We start from the raw sequence: 26,981 nt of genomic DNA on the forward strand, positions 1-26,981 counted from the left end.
GACAATGAGCTAAAGCTAATATACCTGAAGCCCACCGGGCTTCCTCCTCTTAATATCAAATGTTTTTTACTTCGTACAATTTGTCTCGTCTTCCTGACGAGACTCGGGTTAACAAATATAACATTAATGAGACAAAGTCAAAAGTTATTATTTAAAATTAAGTGACTATCGAAAAGATTGCACCAAACAAAGAAGCTAGATTGATGCTCACATAAATTTTCGAAAGCTTTGCGTCTTAGAGGCTTTGCGATATTTAACTGCTCGCAAAGACACCAAGACGCAATGAAAAAGTACTAACTTGTCGGAAAGAAACTTTAATGTAAAGTTCCTCAATAGTAATTTAAATTAATAATATAAAGATTTCTTCATTACATTCGCAATACAAACTAATTATAATAAAAATGAAAACTAAATTATTCTTTATTGTTATTGCCTTTACTCTTCTTGCCGGATGTTCAAGTGATGATTCATCAGGAAGTATCAATTCCGGAGTTTATTTGCCTTTGGCAGTTGGAAATTACTGGACTTATGATGTTACAACTGATGGTCTGGCCATCACCAATAGGGACTCTTTATATATATCGAATGATACTGTTATCAATACCAAAACCTATAAAAAATTTAAAACCCTGAATATTCCGTTTGGTTTTTATTCCAATTCACTACGTAATAATGGAGTGCGTAAAGAGAACGATGCCCTTTATATGTCAGGGAATGCCGGATTGAATTTAGGAGACGTTCTGCCAATTGATTTAAGTGTCACTGATTTAATGATTTTTAAGGAAAGTGCCACTGCAAATCAAGAATTAGGTTCCGTTTCCGGAGTTATCAATCAGGATTTTCAAGGTTATCCACTTGTGATAAACTATACCCTGAAAACAACAGCATTAGAAACCTTACCTACTTTTAGTATTGATGAGAACCACTCTTATACCGATGTTAAAAAAGTAAAAACCACTTTAAATCTAAGAGTTTCAACAACAGTAACAGTTCCGGGAATTCCTATTCCGCTGACTGTTGCATTATTGAATACCCAGGATGTTGTTTCGTCCACTCAATATTATGCAAAAAATATTGGAATGGTATATGCCAATACAATTCTCAGTTATGAACTTCAGGATTTCTCCTCATTTGGAATTACATTGCCAATACCGCAATCTGGTTCGCAAACCCAAAATGAATTACTAGATAATCATCTTGTCAACAACTAATAAAGTTGCAAAGTTTGCCTTACCGGAACAAAATATGTGAATTTGATAACGTTGACTTTTAATTCAATTAATGTTAGAGTCTTTAATTTGCTAAACTCTAAATTCATTTATTTTGAAAAAAAGAAAATTAGATGTAGTAGTGATTTCAGATGTTCATTTAGGAACCTTTGGTTCACACGCTCACGAACTGAGCTATTACTTATCGGCAATCAAGCCAAAGATTTTAGTATTAAACGGAGACATCATCGACATTTGGCAATTCAGAAAATCCTATTTCCCCAAAGCACATTTAAAGGTCATCAAAAAGATTGTTGACTTAGCTTCCAAAGGCACAAAAGTGTATTACATAACCGGAAACCATGACGAAATGCTGCGTAAATTCAGCGATTCGAGTATTGGTAATATTTCCATTGTGGACAAGCTTGTTTTAGATTTAGATTATAAAAAAGCATGGATATTTCATGGCGATGTCTTTGATGCTTCGGTGCAGCATTCTAAATGGATAGCAAAACTTGGCGGATTGGGATACGATTATTTAATACTTACAAATAGGTTTGTGAATTGGTGTTTGAAAAAACTCGGGAAAGAACCTTACTCCTTTTCCAAGAAAATAAAAGCCAGTGTAAAATCGGCGGTAAAACATATTTCTAATTTTGAAACAACCGCTACTGATTTAGCCATCGAAAAGAACTATGACTATGTTATTTGTGGTCACATTCACGAACCAAAAATTGAAGAGAAAAAAAACAAGAACGGCTCAACCTTATATTTAAATTCGGGCGATTGGGTAGAAAACCTCACCGCATTGGAATATAATAACAGGAGATGGAAACTCTACAAATATGAAGAGCATACCGAACGAGAAGAAGAGGATTTATTTGAAATGGAAGATTTTATAAGCCAGCAACTTATCGCTTCAGTGATTTATTCAAAAGAAAAATAATTTGCAACTGATTAGTTTAGTCAGAAATTGTATAATAAATTTGTGTTATTATATAAGTGAGTTGGCATTATTTTTGTCGACCTTTGAAAAAACTAATTAAAAATTAAACAATGAAAAAAATCATTTTATCTGCTTTTATGCTAATGGGATTAGCATTTAGCGCACAGGCTCAGGACATTTCGAAGAATGCATTAGGATTACGTTTAGGAGACAACGATGGTTTTGGAGGAGAAGTTTCATACCAGAGAGGTCTAGGCAAAAACAATCGTTTAGAATTGGATTTAGGATGGAGAAACAGTAATGATGTTGATGCATGGAAGCTTGTTGGTTTGTATCAATGGGTTTGGAATATTGAAGGAGGATTCAATTGGTATGCTGGTGTTGGTGCCGGTTTAGGAAGCTGGAGTTATGACAAAAACGGTTTTAACGACAGTGGTACTATCATTCTTGCTGCCGGAGACATTGGTATTGAGTACAACTTTAAAGAAGCTCCAATTCAGTTATCATTAGATTTCAGACCTGAATTCTATTTGAATAATAATGATGATAACAGATTTAGAGAAGATAATTTCGGTCCGGATATCGCGCTTGGAATTCGTTACAGATTTTAATCAAAAAATTACATAAATAAAAATCCCGTCCTAATCCAGACGGGATTTTTTATTTAATAACAATTGGCTTCTTAGAATTGATTTTTATAACCGTATACGGATACAAGGTTTCATCATTTGTTTGAACAGCTTCTATATTCTTTTGATCATCCTTAATATAAATTTCTATTTGAGTTGGTGTCTCGATGACATTTTCAATTGTTACTTTATTTTTATTTTCTAATGTTGGTCCGGTATTAAGGATAACAAAGTTAGATGTGTTTATATCATTTGGGCTTATTTTTTTTCGCAGTGTTTCATCTCCCAAAAGCATTTTGATTTCTTTAGATTCTGTGAATATTTCATAAAATTTAATGTTTGCGCCACCATCGTTATTGACTAGCAGTACTTCATACAAGGGTTTGCTAGCTGCATTCTTAGTCGGTGAACAAGAATATAGTAGTGCAATTAGCAGTATGGAAATTATTTTTCGCATTTCGAATTGTTAATGGCTTTATGGTATAATTCTTCATACAATGGAAGTATATTTTTGATGTCAAATTGTTGCGCAACACTCAAGGAACTTTCTCTGAATTTGGCTAAAGTTGTATCATCAGAAAGTATTTTTAATGCATTTTCAGCCATACCGTCAATATCGCCAACGTTGCTGAGATATCCCGAAACTCCATCAAAGTTTACTTCGGGCAAACCTCCCGAATTACTTGATATCACCGGAACGCTCCATGCCATTGCTTCGAGTGCAGCCAAACCAAAACTCTCGGTTTCTGATGGCAATAAAAACAAATCAGAATAAGACAGAATTTGATCAATCTCGTTACTATTTCCAAAGAAGATTACTTTATCCTGAATACCAAGTTCTTTGCAAAGTTGTTCCGCTCTTGATTTTTCAGGACCATCGCCAACCATCATTAGCTTAGCCGGAATCTTCTGTTGAATTTTATAGAATATCTTGATGATATCCGGAATGCGTTTTACTCTACGGAAGTTACTAATATGAGTCACAATTCGTTCTTCCTTTTTTGCCATAACAGAACGATGACAGGAAATCTGACTTTCGTTGCGTATCTTATCTAATTCAATAAAATTCGGGATTACATGAATCTCTCTTTTAACATTAAAAAGACGCAGAGTATCATCTTTCAAACTCTGCGAAACCGAAGTCACTATATCTGATTTATTGATGCTGAAAGTAACGGCAGGTTTATAAACAGGATGATTTCCAACCAAAGTGATGTCAGTTCCGTGTAATGTTGTAACCATCGGAATCTTAATTCCTTCTGCTTTCAACATTTGCTTTGCCATATAACCCGCATAAGCATGTGGAATAGCATAATGCACATGCATCAATTCTATTTTATAGAGTTTCACCATGTCGACCAATTTGCTCGACAACGCTAACTCATACGGTTGATAATGAAATAAAGGATATTCCGGAACATTAACTTCGTGGTAATGCACCTTTGAATTTAAGAGTGCCAAACGAACAGGCTGACGATAGGTAATGAAATGAATTTCGTGCCCGCGACGTGCAAGTTCTAAACCTAATTCAGTAGCTACTACTCCGCTTCCCCCAAAAGTCGGATAACATACAATGGCAATCTTCATGTGTTATTTTTAATTTTATAGAAAAGAGAACTAAAGTTCGCATACCTGAAGCCCACTGGGCTTCCTCCTCTTAATATCAAATCACCAAAGGTTGGATAGCATACAATGGCTATTTTCATGTGTGTATTTTAGTGATACGAATTTAAGCAAAATGACTTGTCTTTTTGTTAAAAAAGGTTAAAAGTTGATGAAGTAAGGTTTATAACAATCCGTTATACTTTCTGATAAACCATTCGGCTGCCAGGGAAATAGCAATCAGAACCAATAACCAAATCCAATCAATCAAAGGCGATTTCTTTACCAAAGTTTTTTGAATGGCCTTGTAGCTGTCGTCAGCCAAAAGCTGTTTAATCAAAGTATCAACCTGATTTGGCAGGTATGCTTTGCCTTTAGTTTGTGCTGCCAACTGATTAAGTTTGTTCCAATCCGGATTCACAAATTGTTTTTCAATATCAAAATCCAATACTTCAAACCTACTTGAGTAAACCGAATTTGAATTCAATTCTTTTACCGTAAACGCATAATTTCCGGCTCCTAATCCATCTAAATTAACCTGAAAAGCATTTGTGGTTCTAAGCAAATCATAATTTTTAACTTGCTTGGTTTTGGTGTTTGTAACCGCGATAGTCAAACGTGCTTTTTCGTCGAGTTCATAGTTTTTATTGAAAAACTGAGCCGTAATTTCAATGCCTTCACCCGAATTATAAAAGCGCTCATGCGTAACTACCAATGATTTTCTGGCATTATTTGATGCCAAATATTGTATGGTTTTGTCAAGAAAAATATCGAAATCAGCAAAGCTCTTTTTGTCAACAAAATTGTTTGCGCGCCATTTCCAGATATTTTCTCCAAATAAGAAAGCACTACGTTTTCCTTGATTTTCGGCGAAAGCCATTAAAGGCTGATTGGTTTCAATATTGCGAATCGTAGAAGATAACAACGTATTGGTATTACCGTTAGCCGTAATCGCTCCAAAAGGATTTTCCAATGGAGGAAACTGTTCAAACCCGATATTATCCAAAGCAAAAAGATTAAACTGACTGTCAAATGCGGCCAAATAATCTTCCTTGCTTCCACTCATTTTGAAGCTGAAATTATTTTGATTTTGATTCAGAAAATTATAATCAGTATCATTTCCGGTAATTATCCAGGTATTGATTTTGGCATTTTCGTTCTGGTCAAAAATGGCTTTAAACTCGCCATTTGGCTGATACAATATCAAAACATTATAATTTGTTAACGAGCTGATTTGTTTTGGTTTAACAATAGTTACTTTTCTTTGTGCATTAGATTCAATACTTCGTTTAATGGCACCCAAATCAGGATGCGAAATTGATGAAACCAATGCTACTTCTGTCTTTTGATCGATAACTTCTACGGCAAAATTCTTGACATTGTTATACGTATTCTTTTCCGACTCTTTTGATAAAATGGTAGCTTTAAGAATCTGCAAACCAACTTTGTCCGCAGGCAACAATACATTTAGCGTAGCTGATTTTTTAGATGGAGATAAAGCAACCGTTTGCTCATTCAGAACATTACTTCCTCGTGATATTTTGAATGTTGCGTTAATGCTTTTGGTTCCGGCATAATTCAGAAAAACTTCAACCGGGAATTTGTTTTTGTGAAATGCATATTTGTTGACATTCAGCTGAGTGATTCTCAAATCCAAATAAGTCGTCGTATCACCAACAACCAATGGATAAACCTTATTGTCAGGATTAAATCCAAAAACGTAATCTTCACCAGATGTTTGATTTCCATCAGAAATCAAAACCGTTGGATAATGCTGGTTTTTGTAAATGTTTTTTAGGTTTTTGGCAACCACATCAATATTCGATTGTGTTCCTTTGAAATCAATAGTATCTGCCGGAAGAAAACCAGCATCAAACTGATAGGTTTGAACATCAAATTTATCAGCTAAAGCGGTGTTTTCGGAAAGCTTTTGAAATACTTCCATTGCCGATTTATCTGCTTTCAAATCAGTAAGAGAAGCCGAATTGTCAATAACAATAGGCAAAGGCGTTTTAACCGTTTCAACTGTTTTTCTTGAAATTATCGGATTAATCAATAAAAGCAATAATCCAAAAATCGAAAAGAAACGCAAAAAAGCCAAAAGCAAGGTCGCTTTCGACTTGCTTTTGACTCTAAAAAAATATTGGTAAAATGATAAACCAGCAGCAATAAGTATTGATACGAGTAATAACAGGATTGTTGTGGTGTTCATATTTTTAGTGTTCAGTGTTCAGTTATAAGTGTTCAGTTAAGTCGGATACTGCCAACTAATTTCTGAACACTGCCAACTTTCTTAGGTAAGCATTCCTCCGCAAACATTCAACACCTGACCAGAAACATAAGCACTCATATCGGAAGCAAAGAAAAGACAGGCATTCGCAACATCTTCCGGAGTTCCACCACGCTTCAACGGAATAGAATCTCTCCAGCCTTGCACCACATCTTCGTTTAATTTTGCAGTCATTTCAGTTTCAATAAATCCAGGTGCAATAGCGTTACAACGAATATTTCTCGAGCCTAATTCCAAAGCTACTGATTTGGTAAAACCAATCATTCCCGCTTTTGAAGCCGCATAATTAGCCTGACCGGCATTTCCTTTTACACCAACAACCGAACTCATATTGACAATAGAACCTTTACGGTTTTTCAGCATGATTTTTTGAACAGCTTTAGTCATATTGAAAACCGACTTCAGGTTGATTTCAATTACTTTATCAAAATCCTCCTCAGACATACGCATTAAAAGATTGTCTTTGGTAATTCCGGCGTTGTTGATTAGTACATCAACATTTCCGAATTCTGCTAACACATCATCAACCAGTTTTTGAGCTTCGTTGAAATCGGCTGCATTTGATTTATATCCTTTGGCTTTGATTCCCATCGCCGATAATTCGTTTTCTAAAACTAGCGCAGATTCTGCAGATGAACTATACGTAAACGCAACGTTTGCTCCGTGTTGTGCAAATATTTTTGCGATTCCGCTTCCAATTCCTCTACTTGCGCCGGTGATGATGGCTACTTTTCCTTCTAATAATTTCATGTTATAAAGATTAGTTTCGATTTATTCCGCTGCGCTCCATACAATTCGGCTTCGCCTCGGGTGTTTAATTTGATAGCCCAAATATAGAATAATTTATACTTCTAAAAAACCATTTGTATTTAAACCTTTAGTATCATTGTATGTCGAATGCTGACAACCTAACCAAATGATTGAAAACCAATTCCTTTTTGAAAAACTTTATCATGAGTATAAAACGCTCGTGTTCAATGTGGCGTTGAATTATCTGCAAAACGTTGAAGACGCTGAGGAAATCACGCAAGATGTTTTTGTGAAAGTTTATAATTCTTTGGAAAACTTCAATCAAAAATCGTCGCATAAAACCTGGATTTATCGAATTACGATTAATCAATGTTTGGATTATATCAAGCAAAAGAACAGTCAGAAGCGCTTTTTTATTTTTGGAAAGAAAAGCCAGAACGAACAGGAATATCTCAACACAGCAACCTTTGAGCATCCTGGAATTTTAATGGAAAATCAGGAAGATGCCGCAATTCTTTTTTCATTCATCAACACCTTAACCGAAAATCAAAAGACCGCTTTTTTGCTTTCAAAATTAGATGGATTGAGTAATCCTGAGATTTCTGAAATTATGCAATTGAGCATTTCCTCTGTGGAATCACTTGTATTCAGGGCAAAAGTCGTGCTTCAGGATAAATTATCTGAGAAATTCAACAACTACCGCAAGAAAAAATAATAACCTTCGTCAAAGTAAATACTGAACTTAATTCAGCACAAGCATGGAAAGAAATAATTGGATAGAAAACATTTTGAACAGCACTAACGGTCTTACGCCTGTAACGCCAAGTGACGATTTGTTTTCCAAAATTCAGCAAAGAATTCAGCTGGAAAGCAAAGTGTCTTCAAAAACCGTTTGGCTTGTTGCCGCTTCAATCGCGGTTTTAGTAATGCTTAACTTCTCAGTTATCGCATTTAAATCCAAAGAAAAAACAAGTTCAACCACAGCCTATTTAGAAATGACTGTCAATAAAAGTAACCAGTTATATTAATAACAATGGAAAAAACAAAACTATTAACGATTGCCGTTATCGGATTATTGCTGCTCAATTTGGGCACATTAGGCTTTTTGATTCTAAAGGGAAAAGACCACAGACTTCCACATGAAGGCGGCAGACCGGAACCAAAAGAAGTAATTATAAATAAATTGCATTTTGATGCACAACAACAAGAGAATTATGCCGAGTTAATAAAATGGCATCGCGGAGAAATTACAAGGCTTGATGATAGCATTCGAAGTGCTAAAAACGAATTGTATACACAATTAAATCAAGCTGAAGTCAATGTAAAAACAAAAGACAGTCTGATTCTGCTTTTGAATTCATATCAAAAACAAGTAGAAGAAACACATTTCAAACATTTTGAAGATATCAAAAAGCTGTGTCACCAAGACCAAATGGAGAACTTCAAAGAGTTGACGCAAGAATTATCCAGAATATTTGCTCCAAAACCACGCAGACCAAGACATGACTAGAAAGGGAATTCATATTATTTCCTTTTTATTTTTTTGTTTTTCGCTTTTAGCACAGAACAAAAGCGATTCGTTGGCAGTTAGTTTTCATTTGGAATTTAATAAACTTCCACTCGAATTAAACAAAAAATATGTTTCGGTAAGCAAAGACACTTTGATTATTGAAACCTTTAGATGTTATATTTCCAATATTCAGATTCAGTATGAAGACAAGTCTGTCTTCACTGAAAAAAACAGCTATCACCTACTCGATGCTGAACATCCAGATTCGTTTCAAATTCCAATTACCAAAAAGAGTGACAAACTAATTTCCAAAATCACTTTCGATATTGGCATCGACAGTTTAACCAATACTTCTGGCGCAATGGCTGGTGATTTAGATCCAATAAAGGGAATGTATTGGGCTTGGCAAAGTGGTTATATTAACACAAAAATTGAAGGTAAAAGCTCGAGCTGTAAGACTAGAAACAATGAGTTTCAGTTTCATATTGGCGGCTATCTGCAACCCTATTATGCCATACGCAAGATGAAATTTGATTGTAACAAAAAAGCTGATAATGACATTTATATTGGTATCGATTTGAATCCGTTTTTCTCTAATTTGGAACTAAAAGAAACCAACAGCGTAATGATTCCGGGAAAGGATGCGATGAAATTGGCAAATTACAGCACCAAAATGTTTTATTCGCAATGAAATTCAATTGGAAATATATCTTGGGAACTTGGATTGCTTTAGTTGGTTTTGGATTTTCAAATCAAACTACTACTCCACTATATCTTGATGTGCCAAAAGGCTGGCCAAAACCAGTTTATGATTTTGATAGAAACCCATTAACCGAAGAAGGTTTTCAACTTGGCAGGTATTTGTTTTACGATCCAATTTTATCAAAAGACAGTACCATTTCGTGTGCTAGCTGTCATTTGCAGCAAACCGGTTTTACACATGTTGATCATAAATTGAGTCATGGAATTGAAGGAAAGATTGGCACTCGCAATGCAATGATTTTAATTAACCTGGCCTGGAACAAAGACTTTATGTGGGATGGCGGTGTAAATAATTTGGAAATGCAACCCATAAATCCGATAACTAATCCGGCAGAAATGGGTGAAACATTGGAACATGTAATAGCCAAATTGCAGGCAAGCGAAAAATACAGAACGTTATTTTCTAAAGCTTTTGGTGATGAAAAAGTCAACAGTCAAAGGCTTTTAAAGGCGTTAGCACAATTTACCGTAATGCTAAAATCATCAAATGCAAAATATGATAAAGTCATGCGCAAAGAAGAAAGTTTCACAACGCAAGAGCAACACGGTTATGATTTGTTTAAAACGAATTGTGCATCCTGTCATAAAGAGCCGCTTTTTAGCGATACAAAATTTGAAAGAAACGGATTGGCTGTTGATGAAACTTTGAATGATTCTGGCCGAATGAAAATCACCGGAAAACAAGAAGATTATCTGCGTTTTAAAATTCCGTCGCTGAGAAACTCTTATTATACCTATCCATACATGCATGATGGCAGGTTTAAAACCCTAATGGAAGTTATAAAGCATTACAATTCTCTTGGAAACGATAAAAATCTACCTGCAGCATTGGTTAAACCAATGAATCTTTCAGATAATGACAGGGTAGATTTAATTGCATTTTTATATACACTAACGGATAGAGAATTTCTATTTAACAAACGATTTTCATTTCCAAGAGAATAATTTTAAACCAATACGCAAGAAATAAAAACATCTTTCGTCTAACGTTCTATAACCAAACCAGACCACATGAAATCGAAGATTCACGAATACCAAAAAAACAATTTTAAAATCATGAGTAATAAATCAATCTTATTACTGCTGCTTACCACTATCGCGCATTCGCAAACCAATCCCATAATTACACAATGGCTGCGCAATACTACAGGAATTACAGGCCGTCATTATGTATCGGGTAATCCAACACCAATTACTGATGCCGTTGCTGCCAATGTACAAACGGTTCAATATTCAACCAATTGGGTTTATGTGACTACCAATGGAATTCCGGCTTATATTACCGGACCTTTTTTAGATGGAAATCCATCTTTGGCAACTTCACAAAATGGAGCCATTTTCAAAATGCCTTTAAATCCAACTCAGAATACCGGAACGCCAACAGCAACAAACGGAGGAAATATTGGACTGTTTAAAAATGGTGTGGCTTTGTTTGATTATCGTGATGGTGCTTCGTGGAGAAACGCTTCAAGCCAGATGTGTGGCGGACCAACTGGTATGTGCACCGGTGATGCTGTTTGGAACAGAGATGCCATTCCGGCTGAACGCGGCGGATTTGATTGTGCAAAGGCACATCCTGCAATGGGAAATTATCATCATCACCAAAACCCGAGCGCTTTTAATTTAGATTTGGCAGTAATATCAACGGTTTGTGACACGTATCCTTCGGATGGATTATACGTTATCAATTCAGCAGAACATTCTCCGTTGATTGGTTTTGCTTATGATGGTTTTCCAATTTATGGTGCTTATGGTTATGCCAATGCTGATGGAACCGGAGGCATTGTCCGAATAAAATCAAGTTACCAATTGCGTAATATCACCACAAGAACCCATTATGCTGATGGAACCAATGTTACCGATGGTCCTGCGGTAAGTACGACCTATCCTTTGGGTTATTTCAGAGAAGATTATGAATATGTAGCACATCCTTCTGATGCTAGTTATTTAGATGTTCACAACGGACGTTTTTGCATAACGCCTGAATATCCTTTGGGAATTTATTGCTATTTCGCTACGGTTGATGCCAATCATAATTCGGCTTATCCTTATGTAGTTGGCCCAACATTCTACGGTAATAAAACTGCGGTTAAAGTGACTTCGATTTCTGAAAGTACAACACAATATACTTTGGCCAATGCCGATTTTAATTTGTCAAAACTGAATATCAAAATCTATCCGAATCCGGCTCAGGATTTTATTGCTATTCAATCGGATATGATAGAAGATAATTTGGACGTAACACTTATCGATGAACTTGGCAAAGTGATACAATCGAATAAAATCCTTCAGGGAAGCACACTTTCCATTATCGATTTAAGTACCGTTTACAATGGAATATATTTTGTAAAAGTTGCCAGTGTGAAAGACAATAAAACGTTTAAAATAATCGTAAACAAATAAGCCATGAAACTACGTTATTTATCATTTCTTCTTATACCAACATTTTGGTCATGTAGCAGTTCTTCCGGTAGTGATTACGTTGATCCGTATGCTAATGTAAAAGCAACATTTGGAACGAATATCGATTTAGATAATCTGGCAAATTATGCTAATCAAACCATTCCACCTTACATCACAAAAGACAATACCGCCGGAAATCCAATCACGGATAAAGGAGCAACTTTAGGAAGAGTTTTATTTTATGACAAAAATTTGTCTTCCAATAATACCATTTCGTGTGCCAGTTGCCACCAACAAGCAAATGCTTTTAGCGATACCAATGTAGCCAGCAATGGTGTAAACGGAACCACAGGCAGGCATGCCATGCGTTTAATTAACTCCCGATTTGCTGTTGAAAATAAGTTTTTTTGGGATGAGCGTGCGGCAACATTAGAGTTTCAAACAACACAGCCTATCCAAAATCATATCGAAATGGGATTCAGTGGTACCAGTGGCGATGAAGGTTTTAGTGGTTTGATAACCAAGCTTAATCAAATTGGCTACTACAAAGAACTGTTCAAGTTTGTCTATGGTTCGGAAGAAATTACCGAAAGTAAAGTTCAGTTGGCATTGGCACAATTCGTTAGAAGCATTCAGTCCTTCGATAGTAAATACGATACCGGAAGAGCCCAAGTTGCCAATGACGGACAAGCATTTCCCAATTTTACAGCGCAGGAAAATCAGGGAAAACAATTATTCTTAGCGCCTCCTGTTTTTGATGCTACGGGTAACCGAACAGGTGGTGGCGTTGGCTGTGCCGGTTGTCATGCTGCGCCCGAGTTTGATATTGCTCCAAATTCAGGAAATAATGGAATCATCGGTAATTTAGGCACAACAGGCATTGACATTACCAATACCCGAGCTCCTTCCCTACGCGACCTTGTTAAATTGGACGGAACATTGAATGGACCGTTGATGCATACAGGTGTAATTACAAGTTTACAGGCTGCCATTGGTCATTACGGAACTATAAATATTGCTCCGGGAAATACGAATCTTGATCCAAAGCTGAGACCTAATGGATTTGGGCAACGGTTAAATTTTAATGCGCAGGAAATTAATTCTTTAATAGCCTTTTTGAGAACCCTTTCCGGTTCTAATGTCTATGTTGATACAAAATGGTCAAATCCATTTCCGAATTAAAATAAAAAAAGCCTCGACAAAATGTTCACGCAGCTTCGACAAGTTGTCGAGGCTGCGTCGAGAAGTTGTTCAGGCTGCGTCGACAACTTGTCCAAGCTAAGGCTATAAAAATACTGTTTTGCTTTTTCTGCTAAACATTTAGTATCAACACCTTTTTTATTCTTTAATAAACTTACTGCTCGCCGTTCCTTTATCGCTTATAATCTTGATAAAATAGCTTCCGGTTTTCAATCCTGAAACATCTATCGTTTCATTTGGATTAGTAATAACCTGAACCAATTGCCCAAGTGTATTATAGATATTTACCGAACTTATTATCACATTTTGTCTTGTTGTGATTGTCAACACATTTTTGGCAGGAACCGGAGACAAAGTAAATACGCTGCTGAACTCAAAATCCTGTGTTCCTAAAGCGGCAATTGTCGTTGTAGCCGTATTGGTAACAATTGGAAAATTATAATCAAAATAAATACTTGAGCTATTACTAAAAGTATTTCCAACCACCAATGTTGACTTGGTTTTAATTTTAAACACCACATAACCATCGTTGTTGGCATCATCAAATGGCAGATTGATATTTTCAAAGATAAACTCCACTCTATTTGTATTTGTAATCTTTGTTATAAAAGAATGGCTGCCATTTAAAGGCACTAAAGTGGCAATATCAAACTTAGCAGTATCAATAATATCTTTCACAACAACATTTTCAGCAGCATAATTTCCGGTGTTTTCAAAGCGTATCATATAATGTACATACTCACCAACCTTTTCGACACCAACTATATTTCCTTCCAAGCAGTTTTTATCATTTGGATCATATGAACCCACAACAACTTGCTGTAAGCGGTGTGAATTGTCCGTTTGGGTTTCGTCTCCGGCCAATGGAAATATTGTAGATTCAAATTTTATTACGCTGCCAATATTAAGCGGAAGCGACTCCGATGGCGTGTTCATATTGAGCGTGACTTCTATCTCACGTGTTTCAAAAGGAAAGAGATTAACATAACTCCATGTCAGCAAACTAAAGTTTATACTTTCCGGTGCCGGTGAAGCCGAAACAAAATCCATATAATCATCATCAAAACCAAATGTCAACGTTCCCGACATCATTTGATTTCCTTTGTTTTTGTATACAATTTTATATCTTGCATCAAATCCTGCTCTGGCTCGGGTTAATGGATAAATCCATGTTTCTACATCATTGTGAATTCCATTTGCAGAAATACAAAAGTCTTGTGTATATGGACTACTTGCACTAGGGAAAGTCACAGCTGTCGATGCTGGAGAAACTGTAAAATAAGTTGGATTTTCTAAAACAGGCGTAATGGCATGAGTTCCCGCTGAAACAGGTATTGAATAATTGCCTGATGTATTTGCAAACATACTCCCGGTAGTCACTCCTGAAAAGTTAAGTTTTAGGTATGGATAAGGGATGTCCAACAAATCACAGCCATTAGTATTATAATCAAATTTACCGTTACCTTGGATTGTATAATAATTTCCTCCGGGTGTAAATGAGCAATACGTTCCAATGTTACAATTGGTCATTGAAAATACATCTAAAAGATTTTGGATATTATTTAACTGACCTTCATCAGCACATATATATCTTAAATTTGGATTACTACCGAGACCGACGTTTGCTTCATTTTTCCCGTTTTTTATATTCATAAACACGAGTTGATTACTGGTACAGTAAACATTATTCAAATTTATGCAAGAACTAAAATCTACAGTGGTTAATTGATTTGTATCAAACCAAGCTGTCGTAAGATTTACTAATCCATTTACATTTACAGAAGTAAGTTGATTTTGCCATGCTGTTATACCTGTTACACTAGTTAGTCCTGTAAAATCAAGAGAGGTTATTTGATTTGACTGACATAAAAAAACTTGCAGATTTGTAAAGGGAGCGAGATTAATAGCGGTAATGGTATTATATGCAACATTTAATCTTACCAGATTTGTAAAATTTTCTATTCCGGTAACATTTGAAATTAAAACTGAAGCTGCTGCATTTTGGTTATTAACATCTAACCATGATATTTGTTGAGCTTCACTTATTTCAATTTCTCCGTTATTATTAGCATCAATTTTTATATAATTCCCAGCTAAATCTTTACCAATTTGATTACTCGTACTCGCCGCCAACAACTTCGCCTTAAAATTAGCATCCGGGAAATTAATAATCTGAGCCTGACATGTCATACCAACTAAAAATAAAACCAAAAATGTACTGAGTTTTTTCATAATTAATTTATTCTTTAATAAACTTACTGCTTGCAGTTCCCTTATCGCTAATAATCTTAATAAAGTAACTTCCTGTTTTCAATCCTGAAACATCAATCGTTTCGTTTGGATTAGTAATAACCTGAACCAATTGCCCAAGTGTGTTATAGATATTTACCGAAGAAATCATGATGTCTTGCTTAGTTGTAATAGTTAGGCTATTCTTCGCAGGAACCGGAGACAAAGTAAATATATTACTGAACTCAAAGTCCTGTGTTCCTAAAGCGGTAATTGTCGTTGTAGCCGTATTGGTAACAATTGGGAAATTATAATCAAAATAAATATCTGCTGTATTGCTAAAAGTATCTCCTACAACTAATGTTGGTTTTGTTTTGATTTTAAAGGTAACATAACCATCATTGTTAGCATCATCAAAAGGAAGATTGATGTTTTCAAATATAAATTCTACCTGATTCGTATTCATAATTTTGGTTGTATAATTATGGCTTCCGTTTAATGGGATTAAAGTAGAAATGTCAAACTTAGTTGTGTCAATGATATCTTTTACAACAATATTTTCAGCAGCGTACGTTCCTGTATTTTCAAAACGGATTACGTAATGAACATATTCCCCAATCATTTCAGGCCCAATGATATCACCTTCAACACATGTTTTGTCATTTGGATCGAAGGAACCTACAACTGTTTGTCTTAGGCCACTATAATTGTCCATTGTATTTTCATCTACTGTTGATGGATTTATACTTGCGGTAAAACCTAATTTGTCACCAATATTTACTGCAGGAGTTTCCAAAGGAGAATTGACATTGAGTGTAGTTATTATTTCCCGTATTTCATATGGCAGTGAATTAGCATAATCCCAACTTAACACCCCGAAATTTTGAGTTGTTGGTGCTGGTGTAGCCGAAACAAAATCAATTCTATCATCCTCAAATGTAAAGCTGATACTTCCAGTTGAAGGAACATTTCCTTTATTCTTATATATAATTTTATATCTCGCATCAAATCCTGGTCTTGCAGGTGTCAATGGAAAAATCATTATTTCTACATCCTGATGAGTCCCAATTGGCGTAATACAAAAGTTTTGTGTCAAAGGTGATACTTGGTCTGGAAATGTTACTTCTATATTGGTTGGCGAAATACTGTAATATTCCGGATTTTCTAATACAGGTGTTATGGTATACGTTCCCGAAATAAAATTTAAAGTAAACTGTCCACTGGAATTCGCAATTATATTTCCGGAAGCTGTTCCATTTGAGAAAATAAAATTAAGATTAGGATAATTCAAATCATCATTGTCACAACCGTTATTATCATAGTCAACATGAGTATTACCCTGAACTGTATAAAAGTTTCCTCCCGGAGTAAAACTGCAATAGGTATTTACCTGGCAAAACTCAATTCCCTGTAATTGAAGATATGCCTGAACTACAGCAACTAGTGGCTCATCAACGCATATGTACCTTAAATTAGGGCAATTTTCAAATTCTATTTCGTCATTGCTTCCATTTTTAGCATTCACATAAACAAGTTGGGTATTATTAGCAAAATCCAATTGGTTTAGGTGAATCAATTGACTAAAATCCAATTCAGTAAACGGATTGTCGTCAACCCTAATATTTGTAATATTAACAGAACCATTTGTGTTTAAGGAAGTGAGCAGGTTGTCTGAGCAATCCAGATCTAAAAAACTTGGTAAATTACTGATATCAAGTGACGTTAACTGATTAGAGGAGCATACAATGCCTTCAAGATGGATTAGTCCATTAACGTTCAATGTTGTCAGTTGATTAAATCTGCAATCAATTCCTTTTAGGTTGGGAAAAATTGTAAGATCCAATGTGGTCAATTGGTTATCGTAGCATCCTAATCCTTTAAGATTTTGTGAAGCATTCAGGCTTAAAGATGTAAGATGATTTTCACCGCAATATAAATCTGTTAAATTACTGAAACTGCTTATCCCTTCTAAATTTGAAATATTGCTGGCATTGATGTTAAGGAACTTTATAGCCAATGCTTCCGATAATTGAATTTCTCCATCGCTATTGGTATCAATAGAAACAAAAGTATTCACAGCAGGATAACTTATATATTCTTCTGCTGATGCGATTGGATTCGTTGGGCTTGCCTGCAATAACTTAGCTTTAAAGTTTGCATCAGGAATGCTTACTATCTGAGCAGTACTAATTAAACCAATAAAAAAAGCAGTGAAAGCGTAAAGTTTCTTCATAAGAATGATTTGATGTCCAAATATATATAAAATATTGAATAAAAAAAGCCTCACAAAATGTGAGGCCTGAATTATATTTTCCAATAATGGGTTATCCCATCACTTCTTTTACTTTTTTACCAATCTCAGCAGGAGAATCCACTACGTGAATACCACATTCTCTCATGATGCGTTTCTTAGCTTCTGCTGTATCATCAGCCCCACCAACAATTGCACCTGCATGTCCCATTGTTCTACCTTTTGGAGCAGTTTCTCCAGCGATAAAACCAACAACCGGTTTGCGGTTACCATCAGCTTTTATCCATTTGGCAGCATCAGCTTCCAATTGACCTCCAATTTCACCAATCATCACGATGCATTTGGTTTCAGGGTCATTCATCAATAATTCAACAGCTTCTTTAGTTGTTGTTCCAATGATTGGATCACCACCAATTCCGATAGCCGTTGTAATTCCCATACCTTGTTTCACCACCTGATCAGCTGCTTCATAAGTTAAGGTTCCCGATTTAGAAACAATCCCAACAGTTCCTTTTTTGAAAACAAAGCCCGGCATAATACCAACTTTTGCTTCTTCCGGAGTGATAACTCCTGGGCAGTTTGGACCGATTAATCGGCAATCTCTTTCTTTGATATATTCATACGCCTTAATCATATCCGCTACAGGAATACCTTCAGTGATAGCAATAATCACTTTGATACCAGCATCTGCAGCTTCCATAATAGCATCAGCAGCGAAAGCCGGCGGAACAAAAATAATAGAAGTATCAGCTCCGGCCTTTTCAACAGCATCTTTTACGGTATTGAAAACCGGTTTGTCTAAATGGGTTGTACCACCTTTTCCTGGCGTTACTCCACCAACAACATTAGTACCATATTCAATCATTTGTGAAGCATGAAAAGTTCCTTCGCTTCCTGTAAATCCTTGAACTATTATTTTTGAATTTTTATTAACTAAAACGCTCATGTTTTTGGTTTGTTTATTGTTTTTATTTTTTAGTGTTACAAAAGTATGAAATAGTGTTCAGTGTTCGGTAATCAGTGTTCAGTTTTTTTATTATTACAACTGACTCATTTGATAACCTCTGTAAAGCTTGTTGTTTTTTAATTCCCAAATAACCATAAAGTGAGCCAATAACATCTCTTCTCTTGGGTTTTCAATGGTTTTTACATAATGTGAATAACGAACAGAAACCGTATTGCCATCTTCCATAATATGGGTTATTCTGGCTTTTGAACGAACATAAGCTTTACCTAATTCTGTTGTTAAATCAATTATCTCTTGGTGTTTAAGTTTCAGAAAACCTTTAGAACTGTGCCACTCCAAAACTACATCATTATGCAAAAGTTTGGCAACAGTTTCGCTTTCCAGCAAAGCATCTGATTTGTAAAATTCCTGAACGATTTCTTTAGCGCTCATCTTTATTTAAGTTTGTTTAAAATTTCCGGTATCCTTTTAACGTTGGCCAACTGCTTTAGTTTTTCTCTTGATTCTTCGATTGGTGTTCCAAAATAGCTCTTTCCGCCTTCAACCGATTTGGTTACTCCGGTTTGCCCCATAATAACCGCTTTGGTTCCAATTGTGATTCCGCTTGTGGTACCAACTTGTCCCCACATAGTTACTTCATCTTCAATGATTACACAACCAGCAATTCCGGTTTGTGAAGCAATCAGGCATTTTTTACCAATGACAGTATCGTGTCCAACATGCACCTGATTATCAATTTTGGTTCCTGCTCCAATAGTTGTATCTCCGGTAACGCCTTTATCAATAGTGCACAACGCTCCTATTCCAACATTGTCTTCAATTACAACTCTTCCACCAGAAAGCAATTGATCAAAACCTTCCGGACGTTTTTTATAATAAAAAGCATCTGCTCCTAAAATTGTCCCCGAATGAATAATAACATTATCGCCAATCACAGTGTTATCATAGACAATTACATTCGCGTGAAGCAGGCAATTTTTACCAATGGTTACATTGTGTCCAATAAAACAATTGGGTTGTATAACTGTATTTTCGCCAATAGTGGCCGATTGTGAAACACTGGCATTTGCCGCCACAAAAGGACGAAAATGTTTTGTCAACGTATTAAAATCTCTAAAAGGATCATCTGAAATCAACAATGCTTTTCCTTTTGGGCAATCCACTTCTTTATTAATTAAAACAATGGTCGCTGCCGATTCTAATGCTTTGTCGTAATACTTTGGATGGTCAACAAAAACAATATCTCCAGGTGTAACCACATGGATTTCGTTCATGCCTTCCACAGGAAAATCATCAGCACCAACATATTGGCTTCCGATGATGGCTGCGATTTCTTTTAAAGTATGTGTTTTTGGGAATTTCAAAACTATTCTTTTACTCGTTCCATATAAGAACCGGTAGCAGTATCAATTTTGATTTTGTCACCTTCATTGATAAACAAAGGAACGTTTACAGAAGCTCCGGTTTCAACTTTTGCTGGTTTAGTAGCATTTGTAGCTGTGTTTCCTTTTACGCCTGGTTCAGCATAAGTAACTTCCAAGACAATCGAAGCCGGCATATCTACAGAAAGTGGCAATTCAGTTTCGGTGTTGATTTGAACCATTACGTTTGTTCCTTCTTTCAATAAATCCGGTGCATCAAGGATATTTTTATCCAAAGTAATTTGCTCATATGTCTCAACATTCATAAAATGAAATTGATTTCCTTCAGCATATAAGTATTGGAAATTCTGGGTTTCCACTCTAACAGTATCTATTTTGTGTCCTGCAGAAAAGGTGTTGTCTAATACTTTTCCGTTGGTTAAGCTTTTTAATTTAGTTCTAACGAAAGCCGGGCCTTTTCCCGGTTTAACGTGAAGAAATTCGATGATTTTATAAATATCGTGATTGAACTTGATGCATAATCCGTTTCTAATATCTGATGTAGATGCCATTTTTTATTTGTTAATTTGGTTATTCGTTTATTTGTTGTGCCTTAATTAAGCTCCAGAGTAGCCTTTCATGATTCCTCTTGATGAGTTTCTGATAAAATCTAAAATCTCATCACGCTCCGGTGAAGCTGACATTTCGGCCTCGATAATCCCAACAGCTTGTGATGTATTATAATTTTTCTGGTACAGAATTCTATAAATATCCTGTATTTCTCTAATCTTTTCAGAAGTAAATCCTCTTCGTCTTAATCCGACTGAATTAATTCCGACATAAGAAAGTGGCTCTTTTGCAGCTTTAGTATATGGCGGAACGTCTTTACGAACTAAAGAACCTCCGGAAATCATAGCATGATCACCAATTTGGATAAACTGATGTATAGCAGCTAATCCTCCAATGATGGCGTAATTTCCAACAATTACGTGTCCGGCCAAAGCTACACCATTTACAATAATGGCATTATCACCAATATGACAATCGTGAGCAATGTGTGCTGTTGCCATGATAAGACAGTTATTTCCAATCTTAGTTTGACCCGAAGCAATTGTACCACGATTAATCGTAACACACTCTCTAATAGTTACATTATCTCCAATTACCGCAAGTGATTCTTCTCCTCCAAATTTTAAATCCTGAGGCACTGCAGCAATTACTGCTCCCGGAAAAATGTTACAGTTCTTTCCAATTCGTGCGCCTTCCATGATGGTAACATTGGAGCCAATCCAGGTTCCATCACCAATGACTACGTTATTGTGTATGGTTGTAAATGGTTCGATTACTACATTTTTCGCAATTTTTGCTCCCGGATGTACGTATGCTAAAGGTTGGTTCATAAGGTATCTATTATCGTTTAATTAACTCTGGCAATTTGCGCCATCAATTCCGCTTCGGCTACTAGTTTTCCATTAGCGTAAGCACTAGCCGACATGTGACAAATTCCTCTACGAATTGGCGAAATCAAATCACATTTAAATATCAAAGTATCGCCCGGCAATACTTTATGTTTGAACTTCACGTTGTCAATTTTCATGAAGTATGTCAAATAGTTTTCAGGATCCGGAACAGAGCTCAAAATCAATATTCCACCCGTTTGCGCCATTGCTTCCACGATGATTACACCTGGCATTACCGGTGCTCCCGGAAAATGTCCTACGAAGAATGTTTCATTCATCGTTACATTTTTCAAACCAACTACATGATTATCTGACATTTCAATGATTCTGTCGATAAACAAAAATGGCGGTCTGTGCGGAAGAATACTCATGATTTTATGAATATCCATTAAAGGCTCCAGATTTAAATTATAAACGGGAACCTGATTTTTTTGTTCTATTTTGATAATCTTAGACAATTTTTTCGCGAACTGAGTGTTTACAAAATGTCCCGGTTTATTAGCAATTACTTTTCCTTTGATACGAGTTCCTACTAAAGCTAAATCACCTATAACATCAAGCAATTTGTGACGTGCCGCTTCGTTTGGATAATGCAAAGTCAGGTTGTCCAAAATTCCATTTGGTTTCACCGAAATAGAATCTTTTCCAAAAGCCACTTTCAGGTTTTCAATGGTTTTTGGTGAAATTTCCTTGTCCACATAAACGATGGCATTGTTCAAATCGCCACCTTTTATCAAACCATTATCCAATAATGTTTCTAATTCGTGAAGGAAACTAAACGTTCTGGCATCAGCAATCTCAGATTTAAATTCTGAAATGTTTTTCATGGTAGCATTTTGGGTTCCCAAAACTTTGGTACCAAAATCAACCATGGTTGTTACCTGATATTCATCAGAAGGCATAAGTAGAATTTCACTTCCTGTAGCTTCATCTGTAAAAGAAATTACTTCTTTCACAACATAATAATGACGTTCTGCCTCTTGCTCAACAACTCCGGCTTTTTCGATTGCTTCAACAAAAAACTTAGAAGAACCATCCATAATTGGTGGCTCAGATTCATTCAATTCAATAATTACGTTATCAACATCACAACCCACAAAAGCTGCAAGAACATGTTCTGAAGTTTGGATTTTAACGCCTAATTTTTCAAGGTTAGTGCCACGCTGTGTATTCACTACATAATTAGCATCAGCTTCAATAACCGGAGAACCTTCTAAATCTACTCTGACAAAGGTAAAACCATTGTTTACAGGCGCAGGTTTGAAAGTCATTTTTACTTCTTTTCCAGTATGAAGTCCAACACCAGTGAGTGAAATTTCGTTCTGGATGGTCTTTTGTTTAACCATGGTAAGCTATTTAATTAGTATTATTATTTTTTTTCAATTCTTCTAAATCAGCAACAATCTTAGGCAAATTCCTAAAGTGAACATACGATTTGCTGTAGTCCGAATATCCGAAAGACGGACTGCCTTGCAACACTTCGCCATCCGGAACATTTTTCCCAACACCCGATTGTGCCTGAACACGAACATTATTTCCGATTGTAATATGCCCGGCAATACCAACTTGTCCGCCAATCATACAATTGCTTCCTATTTTTGTCGAACCCGCAATACCTGTTTGTGCTGCGATTACCGTATTCTCACCAATTTCAACATTATGAGCAACCTGAATATGATTGTCTAGTTTTACTCCTTTTCGGATTAATGTTGTTCCTAAAGTAGCTCTGTCGATAGTAGTGTTTGCTCCTACTTCAACATCATCTTCAATGATTACGTTACCAATTTGAGGAATTTTACTAAACGTTCCGTCTTCTGTTGGTGCAAAACCAAAACCATCCGAACCAACAACACATCCTGAATGAAAGTTGCAATTGCTTCCAATCACTGTTTCAGAATATATTTTTACGCCGGCAAAAAAGATACAATTATCGCCAATCGTTACGTTATCGCCAATAAAACAGTTTGGATATATTTTTACATTGTTGCCAATAGTTACGTTTTTACCAACATAACTAAAGCTTCCTAAATAAAGGTGTTCACCATAAGTCACATTTTCCGAAATCACTGATGGCTGTTCAATGCCCGATTTCATTAACTTAACCTGATTGTAATATTCTAATAACTTTGAAAAAGACTGATAAGCATCTTCGACTTTAATCAAAGTTGTAGTCAACTCATTTTCAGGAACAAAATCATTATTGACTATGGTAATTGTAGCTGCTGTAGTATATATAAAATTAACATACTTTGGGTTGGCTAAAAACGTTAGCGAACCTTCAGTTCCTTCTTCTATCTTAGCTAATTTAAAGACTTCGGCTTCAGGGTTACCTACCACTTCGCCTTCAAGAATTCCCGCTATTTGAGCTGCTGTAAATTTCATTGGCACAAAAGTATAAAAAATTCGATTTTAATGGTAGTTTTCGTCAAGTAGTTTTGGAAAACATATAAAATACTTGGTTACCGGTTTTGACAACGCTTTTAAATTCAATTGGTCAGAAGCTTCAACCACATCTTCAATGGTTTTGTCTTTCTTCAAAATCCTAATTGGTTCTGCGTCTTTGCTGTAAGCTTGGTTTTTAATCTTTCCTTTAAAGATAAAATATTTGGCTTCCTGTTCTGTGATATTGTGCTCTTTTGCAAAACGGGTAATCATTTCCACCAATACTTCTTTTGGAAACTTTTCGCTGTTGAGTTTTATTTTTGATAAGTCTCTGTTGATAATCATTTTGCTCAAACTGCACAGGATAAAATCATCGTGATGCTGCCAGTTTTTTAATGCGCTAATAATGTCAAAATCATCAAGTTGCGAAAAGCTATCTAAATTATCATTAGAAAAATTTTCAGATGTAACTTTATGCTCCATAAAATGTTTTAACGGCTTGCTGCATTCTATCTCAACACCTTTATGAAGTAATTCTTTGGCTCTTTTTAGTGCATTAGTCAAAGTCATCTCGGCAACCAAACTTGTCTTGTGCAAATAGGCTTGCCAGTACATTAATCGTCTTGCCATCAGGAATTTTTCTATTGAATAAATCCCTTTTTCTTCCATAACCAAAAAATCATCCGTCACGTTCAACATCTGAATTAATCGGTCCGAATTTATATTTCCTTCAGCTACTCCGGAATAAAAACTATCGCGTTTCAGATAATCCATTCTATCCATATCCAATTGACTTGATATCAACTGTAACATGAATTTTCTGTGATATTCTCCTTTAAAAATCTGGATTGCCAAACTCAATTGTCCGTTAAACTCTTCGTTAAGTTTGTTCATAAACAACATTGAAATCTCTTCATGATGCACTTCTACGATGCTGTGTTCCAAAGTATGTGAAAATGGTCCATGCCCAATATCGTGTAGAAGTATCGCAATGTATAAGGCATTCTCTTCTTCTTTGGAAATCGAAACATCTTTTGAACGCAAAACCTCAACCGCTTTCTGCATCATGTGCATAGCACCAATTGCGTGATGAAAACGAGTATGATGTGCACCCGGATAAACCAAATATGACAAACCCATTTGCGTTATACGACGCAAACGCTGAAAATAAGGATGCTGAATTAAATCGTAAATCAACGTATTCGGAATGGTGATAAAACCATAAATTGGGTCGTTGAATATTTTAAGTTTATTAGTGTTGCTCACAAATCTGTTGGTTTTAGTAAAGATATAAATTTATACCAAAGCTTTGAAATAGTCCTTCAATAGTTTATCATTCTCACGAGTTGGAGTGAAAACTTCTAATATCATTGGTTTGTCGTTTTGCTTGTACAATTTTGACAATCCTTTTTTAAGTGAAGCTTCATCACTTGCCGTTACATAATCCAACAGATACATTTTGGCCAAATGCTCAGCCGTTAGGCAATGTGAAGTTTCAAAATACCTGTTGAAGGTTTCTGTTTCCTGATGTCCGGGTAATATTCTAAAAATACCACCACCACCATTATTAATCAAAATGATTTTAAAATTCTTTGGAATATAATTGTTCCAAAGCGCGTTGCTGTCATACAAAAAGCCAACATCTCCGGTAATTAAAACTGTTGGTTTTTGACTACCAACAGCAGCGCCAATAGCAGTTGAAGTACTTCCGTCAATTCCACTAGTACCTCTATTGCAAAACACTTCTATCGATTTATCAATATCGAATAATTGTGCATAACGAATAGCCGTACTGTTGCTGATTTGCAATTGAATTTCATTTGACAAACTTGACAATATACTTTCAAATGCTTTTAAATCACAAAACGGAACCTGAGAAAGATACTCGGCATGTTTTACTTTTCGTTTTGAATGAATGTTTTGAAAAGTGGCTTTGTAATCGCTTTCGATGTCTTTTACAAAAGGCAAAAACTGTTTAAAAAACTGATTTGGATTGACGCTAAAATGCTTGGTCAAAATGCCAAAGGTGTCATAGGCACGATGCTCATCAATATGCCAATGATGTCTTGGTTTGTATTTTCGTAGAAATGCTTTTACTCTTTTTGAAACTATCATTCCGCCAAAGGTGATAAGAATTCTGGGTTGCAGTTCCAAAAATTCAGATGGCGAAAAAGGCGTTATTAGTGTATCGATATTGTTTATAAAACTTGGGTGATGTAAGTTAGATGTTGCTTCCGTCATCACAACAACCGATGGGATTGACGCTAATTGCTCAAGCCATTTTTGTTCTATGGAATTTGGTGCACATTCGCCAACCAAAACTAAAATCTTCTTGCTGTGATTCCATAGTGTTGAAAAAGCAATGATATCATCAACATCAACTAATCTGTGAGGTATAACCAAACCGGTTACATTAAAATCGACCGAAAGCTTGTTGGTTGTTTCGTATAATGGTTCCTCAAACGGTACGTTTATATGCACCGGACCTTTTCGGGCAATGGCAACATTAATAGCTTCATTGATAAAAACATCATTTTCTTCTGAAGCTTCTTCGGTTAGATTGGCATTGTATAACGAATGATTGATAAAAACATTTTCCTGACGAATGGTTTGTCCGTCGCCAATATCAATTTTATCAAAAGGTCTGTCAGCCGAAATAACAATAAATGGAATCTGACTGTAGAACGCTTCGGCCAAAGCCGGATAATAATTCAGTAATGCCGAACCTGAAGTACAAACTACAGCAACAGGTTTTTTGGTTTGTTGGGCAATACCTAAAGCAAAAAAAGCGGCACAGCGTTCATCTGCAATGCTATAGCAGCTAAACTTTGGATTATTGGTAAACCCGATTGTTAGCGGTGCGTTTCTGGAACCTGGGGAAATAATTATATCGTGAACTCCTTTGGCGTGGCATATTTCAATAATGCTTTGTGCTAAAGGTATTTTAGGGTAAATCATTGTTACTTTTTAATGGAAACAAAGATACAAATTGTATCTCTTTTTTAATACTGTAATTTGTTTTCTTACATTT

The 26,981-nt window shown here is 35.8% G+C and carries 25 protein-coding genes; 10 read left to right on the forward strand and 15 right to left on the reverse strand.

Annotation, left to right across the window (positions count from 1 at the left end; translation table 11 throughout):
• The first annotated feature begins 401 nt into the window (after positions 1 to 401).
• The 3 genes from GS03_RS10545 to GS03_RS10555 all read left to right on the forward strand — a co-directional run bounded on the left by GS03_RS10545 (position 402) and on the right by GS03_RS10555 (position 2,765).
• A complete protein-coding gene (locus GS03_RS10545; RefSeq protein WP_136152506.1) occupies positions 402 to 1,211 on the forward strand; it encodes a hypothetical protein in 810 nt (269 codons plus the stop codon).
• Between the two features lie 112 nt (positions 1,212 to 1,323).
• A complete protein-coding gene (locus GS03_RS10550; RefSeq protein WP_136152507.1) occupies positions 1,324 to 2,154 on the forward strand; it encodes a UDP-2,3-diacylglucosamine diphosphatase in 831 nt (276 codons plus the stop codon).
• Positions 2,155 to 2,264: 110 nt separating this feature from the next.
• Positions 2,265 to 2,765, forward strand: coding sequence for a hypothetical protein (locus GS03_RS10555; protein ID WP_136152508.1), 501 nt, complete (start codon positions 2,265 to 2,267; stop codon positions 2,763 to 2,765).
• A 49-nt stretch (positions 2,766 to 2,814) separates the two neighbouring features.
• Here the strand turns inward: GS03_RS10555 and GS03_RS10560 are convergent, their stop codons facing one another.
• The 4 genes from GS03_RS10560 to fabG all read right to left on the reverse strand — a co-directional run bounded on the left by GS03_RS10560 (position 2,815) and on the right by fabG (position 7,425).
• Positions 2,815 to 3,240 carry a hypothetical protein gene (locus tag GS03_RS10560; RefSeq protein WP_136152509.1) on the reverse strand — a complete coding sequence of 142 codons (426 nt, stop codon included), beginning with the start codon at positions 3,238 to 3,240 and terminating at the stop codon, positions 2,815 to 2,817.
• Positions 3,228 to 4,370 (reverse strand): N-acetyl-alpha-D-glucosaminyl L-malate synthase BshA, encoded by a 1,143-nt coding sequence (bshA, locus tag GS03_RS10565; protein WP_136152510.1) that lies wholly within the window; start codon positions 4,368 to 4,370, stop codon positions 3,228 to 3,230. Before bshA ends, GS03_RS10560 begins: the two co-directional genes overlap by 13 nt.
• Positions 4,371 to 4,569: 199 nt before the next feature.
• Positions 4,570 to 6,597, reverse strand: coding sequence for a hypothetical protein (locus GS03_RS10570; protein WP_136152511.1), 2,028 nt, complete (start codon positions 6,595 to 6,597; stop codon positions 4,570 to 4,572).
• A gap of 81 nt (positions 6,598 to 6,678) precedes the next feature.
• Entirely contained in the window at positions 6,679 to 7,425 is a 747-nt protein-coding gene (fabG, locus tag GS03_RS10575) for a 3-oxoacyl-[acyl-carrier-protein] reductase (protein WP_136152512.1), read from the reverse strand.
• Between the two features lie 166 nt (positions 7,426 to 7,591).
• Here fabG and GS03_RS10580 point away from each other — a divergent pair, with 166 nt between their 5' ends.
• The 7 genes from GS03_RS10580 (at position 7,592) to GS03_RS10610 (ending at position 13,282) form a co-directional block, all read left to right on the forward strand.
• Positions 7,592 to 8,140, forward strand: coding sequence for an RNA polymerase sigma factor (locus tag GS03_RS10580; protein WP_136152513.1), 549 nt, complete (start codon positions 7,592 to 7,594; stop codon positions 8,138 to 8,140).
• Between the two features lie 43 nt (positions 8,141 to 8,183).
• Positions 8,184 to 8,453: a hypothetical protein gene (locus GS03_RS10585; RefSeq protein WP_136152514.1), complete on the forward strand. Its 270-nt coding sequence runs from the start codon at positions 8,184 to 8,186 to the stop codon at positions 8,451 to 8,453.
• 5 nt (positions 8,454 to 8,458) lie between these two features.
• On the forward strand, positions 8,459 to 8,935 hold the full coding sequence (locus tag GS03_RS10590) for a periplasmic heavy metal sensor (protein WP_136152515.1): 477 nt from the start codon (positions 8,459 to 8,461) through the stop codon (positions 8,933 to 8,935).
• A 70-nt stretch (positions 8,936 to 9,005) separates the two neighbouring features.
• Positions 9,006 to 9,626: an MbnP family protein gene (locus GS03_RS10595; protein WP_136152516.1), complete on the forward strand. Its 621-nt coding sequence runs from the start codon at positions 9,006 to 9,008 to the stop codon at positions 9,624 to 9,626.
• Positions 9,623 to 10,642: a cytochrome-c peroxidase gene (locus GS03_RS10600; protein WP_136152517.1), complete on the forward strand. Its 1,020-nt coding sequence runs from the start codon at positions 9,623 to 9,625 to the stop codon at positions 10,640 to 10,642. Before GS03_RS10595 ends, GS03_RS10600 begins: the two co-directional genes overlap by 4 nt.
• A gap of 66 nt (positions 10,643 to 10,708) precedes the next feature.
• On the forward strand, positions 10,709 to 12,100 hold the full coding sequence (locus tag GS03_RS10605) for a YHYH protein (protein WP_246034075.1): 1,392 nt from the start codon (positions 10,709 to 10,711) through the stop codon (positions 12,098 to 12,100).
• A gap of 3 nt (positions 12,101 to 12,103) precedes the next feature.
• Entirely contained in the window at positions 12,104 to 13,282 is a 1,179-nt protein-coding gene (locus GS03_RS10610; RefSeq protein ID WP_136152518.1) for a cytochrome-c peroxidase, read from the forward strand.
• A 156-nt stretch (positions 13,283 to 13,438) separates the two neighbouring features.
• On the opposite strand, the gene GS03_RS10615 is transcribed toward GS03_RS10610, so the two are convergent.
• The 11 genes from GS03_RS10615 to menD form a co-directional block, all read right to left on the reverse strand.
• Complete coding sequence (locus tag GS03_RS10615; RefSeq protein WP_136152519.1) at positions 13,439 to 15,532, reverse strand: DUF7619 domain-containing protein; 2,094 nt, start codon at positions 15,530 to 15,532, stop codon at positions 13,439 to 13,441.
• A 7-nt stretch (positions 15,533 to 15,539) separates the two neighbouring features.
• The gene (locus GS03_RS10620) at positions 15,540 to 17,762 is read right to left on the reverse strand and encodes a DUF7619 domain-containing protein (protein WP_136152520.1); all 2,223 of its coding nucleotides are present in this window, start codon (positions 17,760 to 17,762) and stop codon (positions 15,540 to 15,542) included.
• A gap of 91 nt (positions 17,763 to 17,853) precedes the next feature.
• A complete protein-coding gene (gene sucD, locus GS03_RS10625; RefSeq protein WP_136152521.1) occupies positions 17,854 to 18,726 on the reverse strand; it encodes a succinate--CoA ligase subunit alpha in 873 nt (290 codons plus the stop codon).
• A gap of 93 nt (positions 18,727 to 18,819) precedes the next feature.
• Complete coding sequence (locus GS03_RS10630; RefSeq protein WP_136152522.1) at positions 18,820 to 19,179, reverse strand: nuclear transport factor 2 family protein; 360 nt, start codon at positions 19,177 to 19,179, stop codon at positions 18,820 to 18,822.
• 2 nt (positions 19,180 to 19,181) lie between these two features.
• On the reverse strand, positions 19,182 to 20,111 hold the full coding sequence (locus GS03_RS10635; protein WP_136152523.1) for a UDP-3-O-(3-hydroxymyristoyl)glucosamine N-acyltransferase: 930 nt from the start codon (positions 20,109 to 20,111) through the stop codon (positions 19,182 to 19,184).
• A gap of 2 nt (positions 20,112 to 20,113) precedes the next feature.
• The gene (gene efp, locus GS03_RS10640) at positions 20,114 to 20,680 is read right to left on the reverse strand and encodes an elongation factor P (RefSeq protein WP_136152524.1); all 567 of its coding nucleotides are present in this window, start codon (positions 20,678 to 20,680) and stop codon (positions 20,114 to 20,116) included.
• A 45-nt stretch (positions 20,681 to 20,725) separates the two neighbouring features.
• The gene (lpxA, locus tag GS03_RS10645) at positions 20,726 to 21,508 is read right to left on the reverse strand and encodes an acyl-ACP--UDP-N-acetylglucosamine O-acyltransferase (protein WP_136152525.1); all 783 of its coding nucleotides are present in this window, start codon (positions 21,506 to 21,508) and stop codon (positions 20,726 to 20,728) included.
• 17 nt (positions 21,509 to 21,525) lie between these two features.
• Positions 21,526 to 22,914 carry a bifunctional UDP-3-O-[3-hydroxymyristoyl] N-acetylglucosamine deacetylase/3-hydroxyacyl-ACP dehydratase gene (locus GS03_RS10650; RefSeq protein ID WP_136152526.1) on the reverse strand — a complete coding sequence of 463 codons (1,389 nt, stop codon included), beginning with the start codon at positions 22,912 to 22,914 and terminating at the stop codon, positions 21,526 to 21,528.
• Between the two features lie 10 nt (positions 22,915 to 22,924).
• Positions 22,925 to 23,950 (reverse strand): UDP-3-O-(3-hydroxymyristoyl)glucosamine N-acyltransferase, encoded by a 1,026-nt coding sequence (gene lpxD, locus GS03_RS10655; RefSeq protein ID WP_136152527.1) that lies wholly within the window; start codon positions 23,948 to 23,950, stop codon positions 22,925 to 22,927.
• 27 nt (positions 23,951 to 23,977) lie between these two features.
• Entirely contained in the window at positions 23,978 to 25,216 is a 1,239-nt protein-coding gene (locus GS03_RS10660) for an HD domain-containing protein (protein WP_136152528.1), read from the reverse strand.
• Between the two features lie 30 nt (positions 25,217 to 25,246).
• A complete protein-coding gene (gene menD / locus GS03_RS10665; RefSeq protein WP_136152529.1) occupies positions 25,247 to 26,908 on the reverse strand; it encodes a 2-succinyl-5-enolpyruvyl-6-hydroxy-3-cyclohexene-1-carboxylic-acid synthase in 1,662 nt (553 codons plus the stop codon).
• Positions 26,909 to 26,981 lie beyond the last annotated feature (73 nt).

This window comes from Flavobacterium sangjuense, assembly GCF_004797125.1.
GTDB classification, from domain to species: Bacteria; Bacteroidota; Bacteroidia; order Flavobacteriales; family Flavobacteriaceae; genus Flavobacterium; species Flavobacterium sangjuense.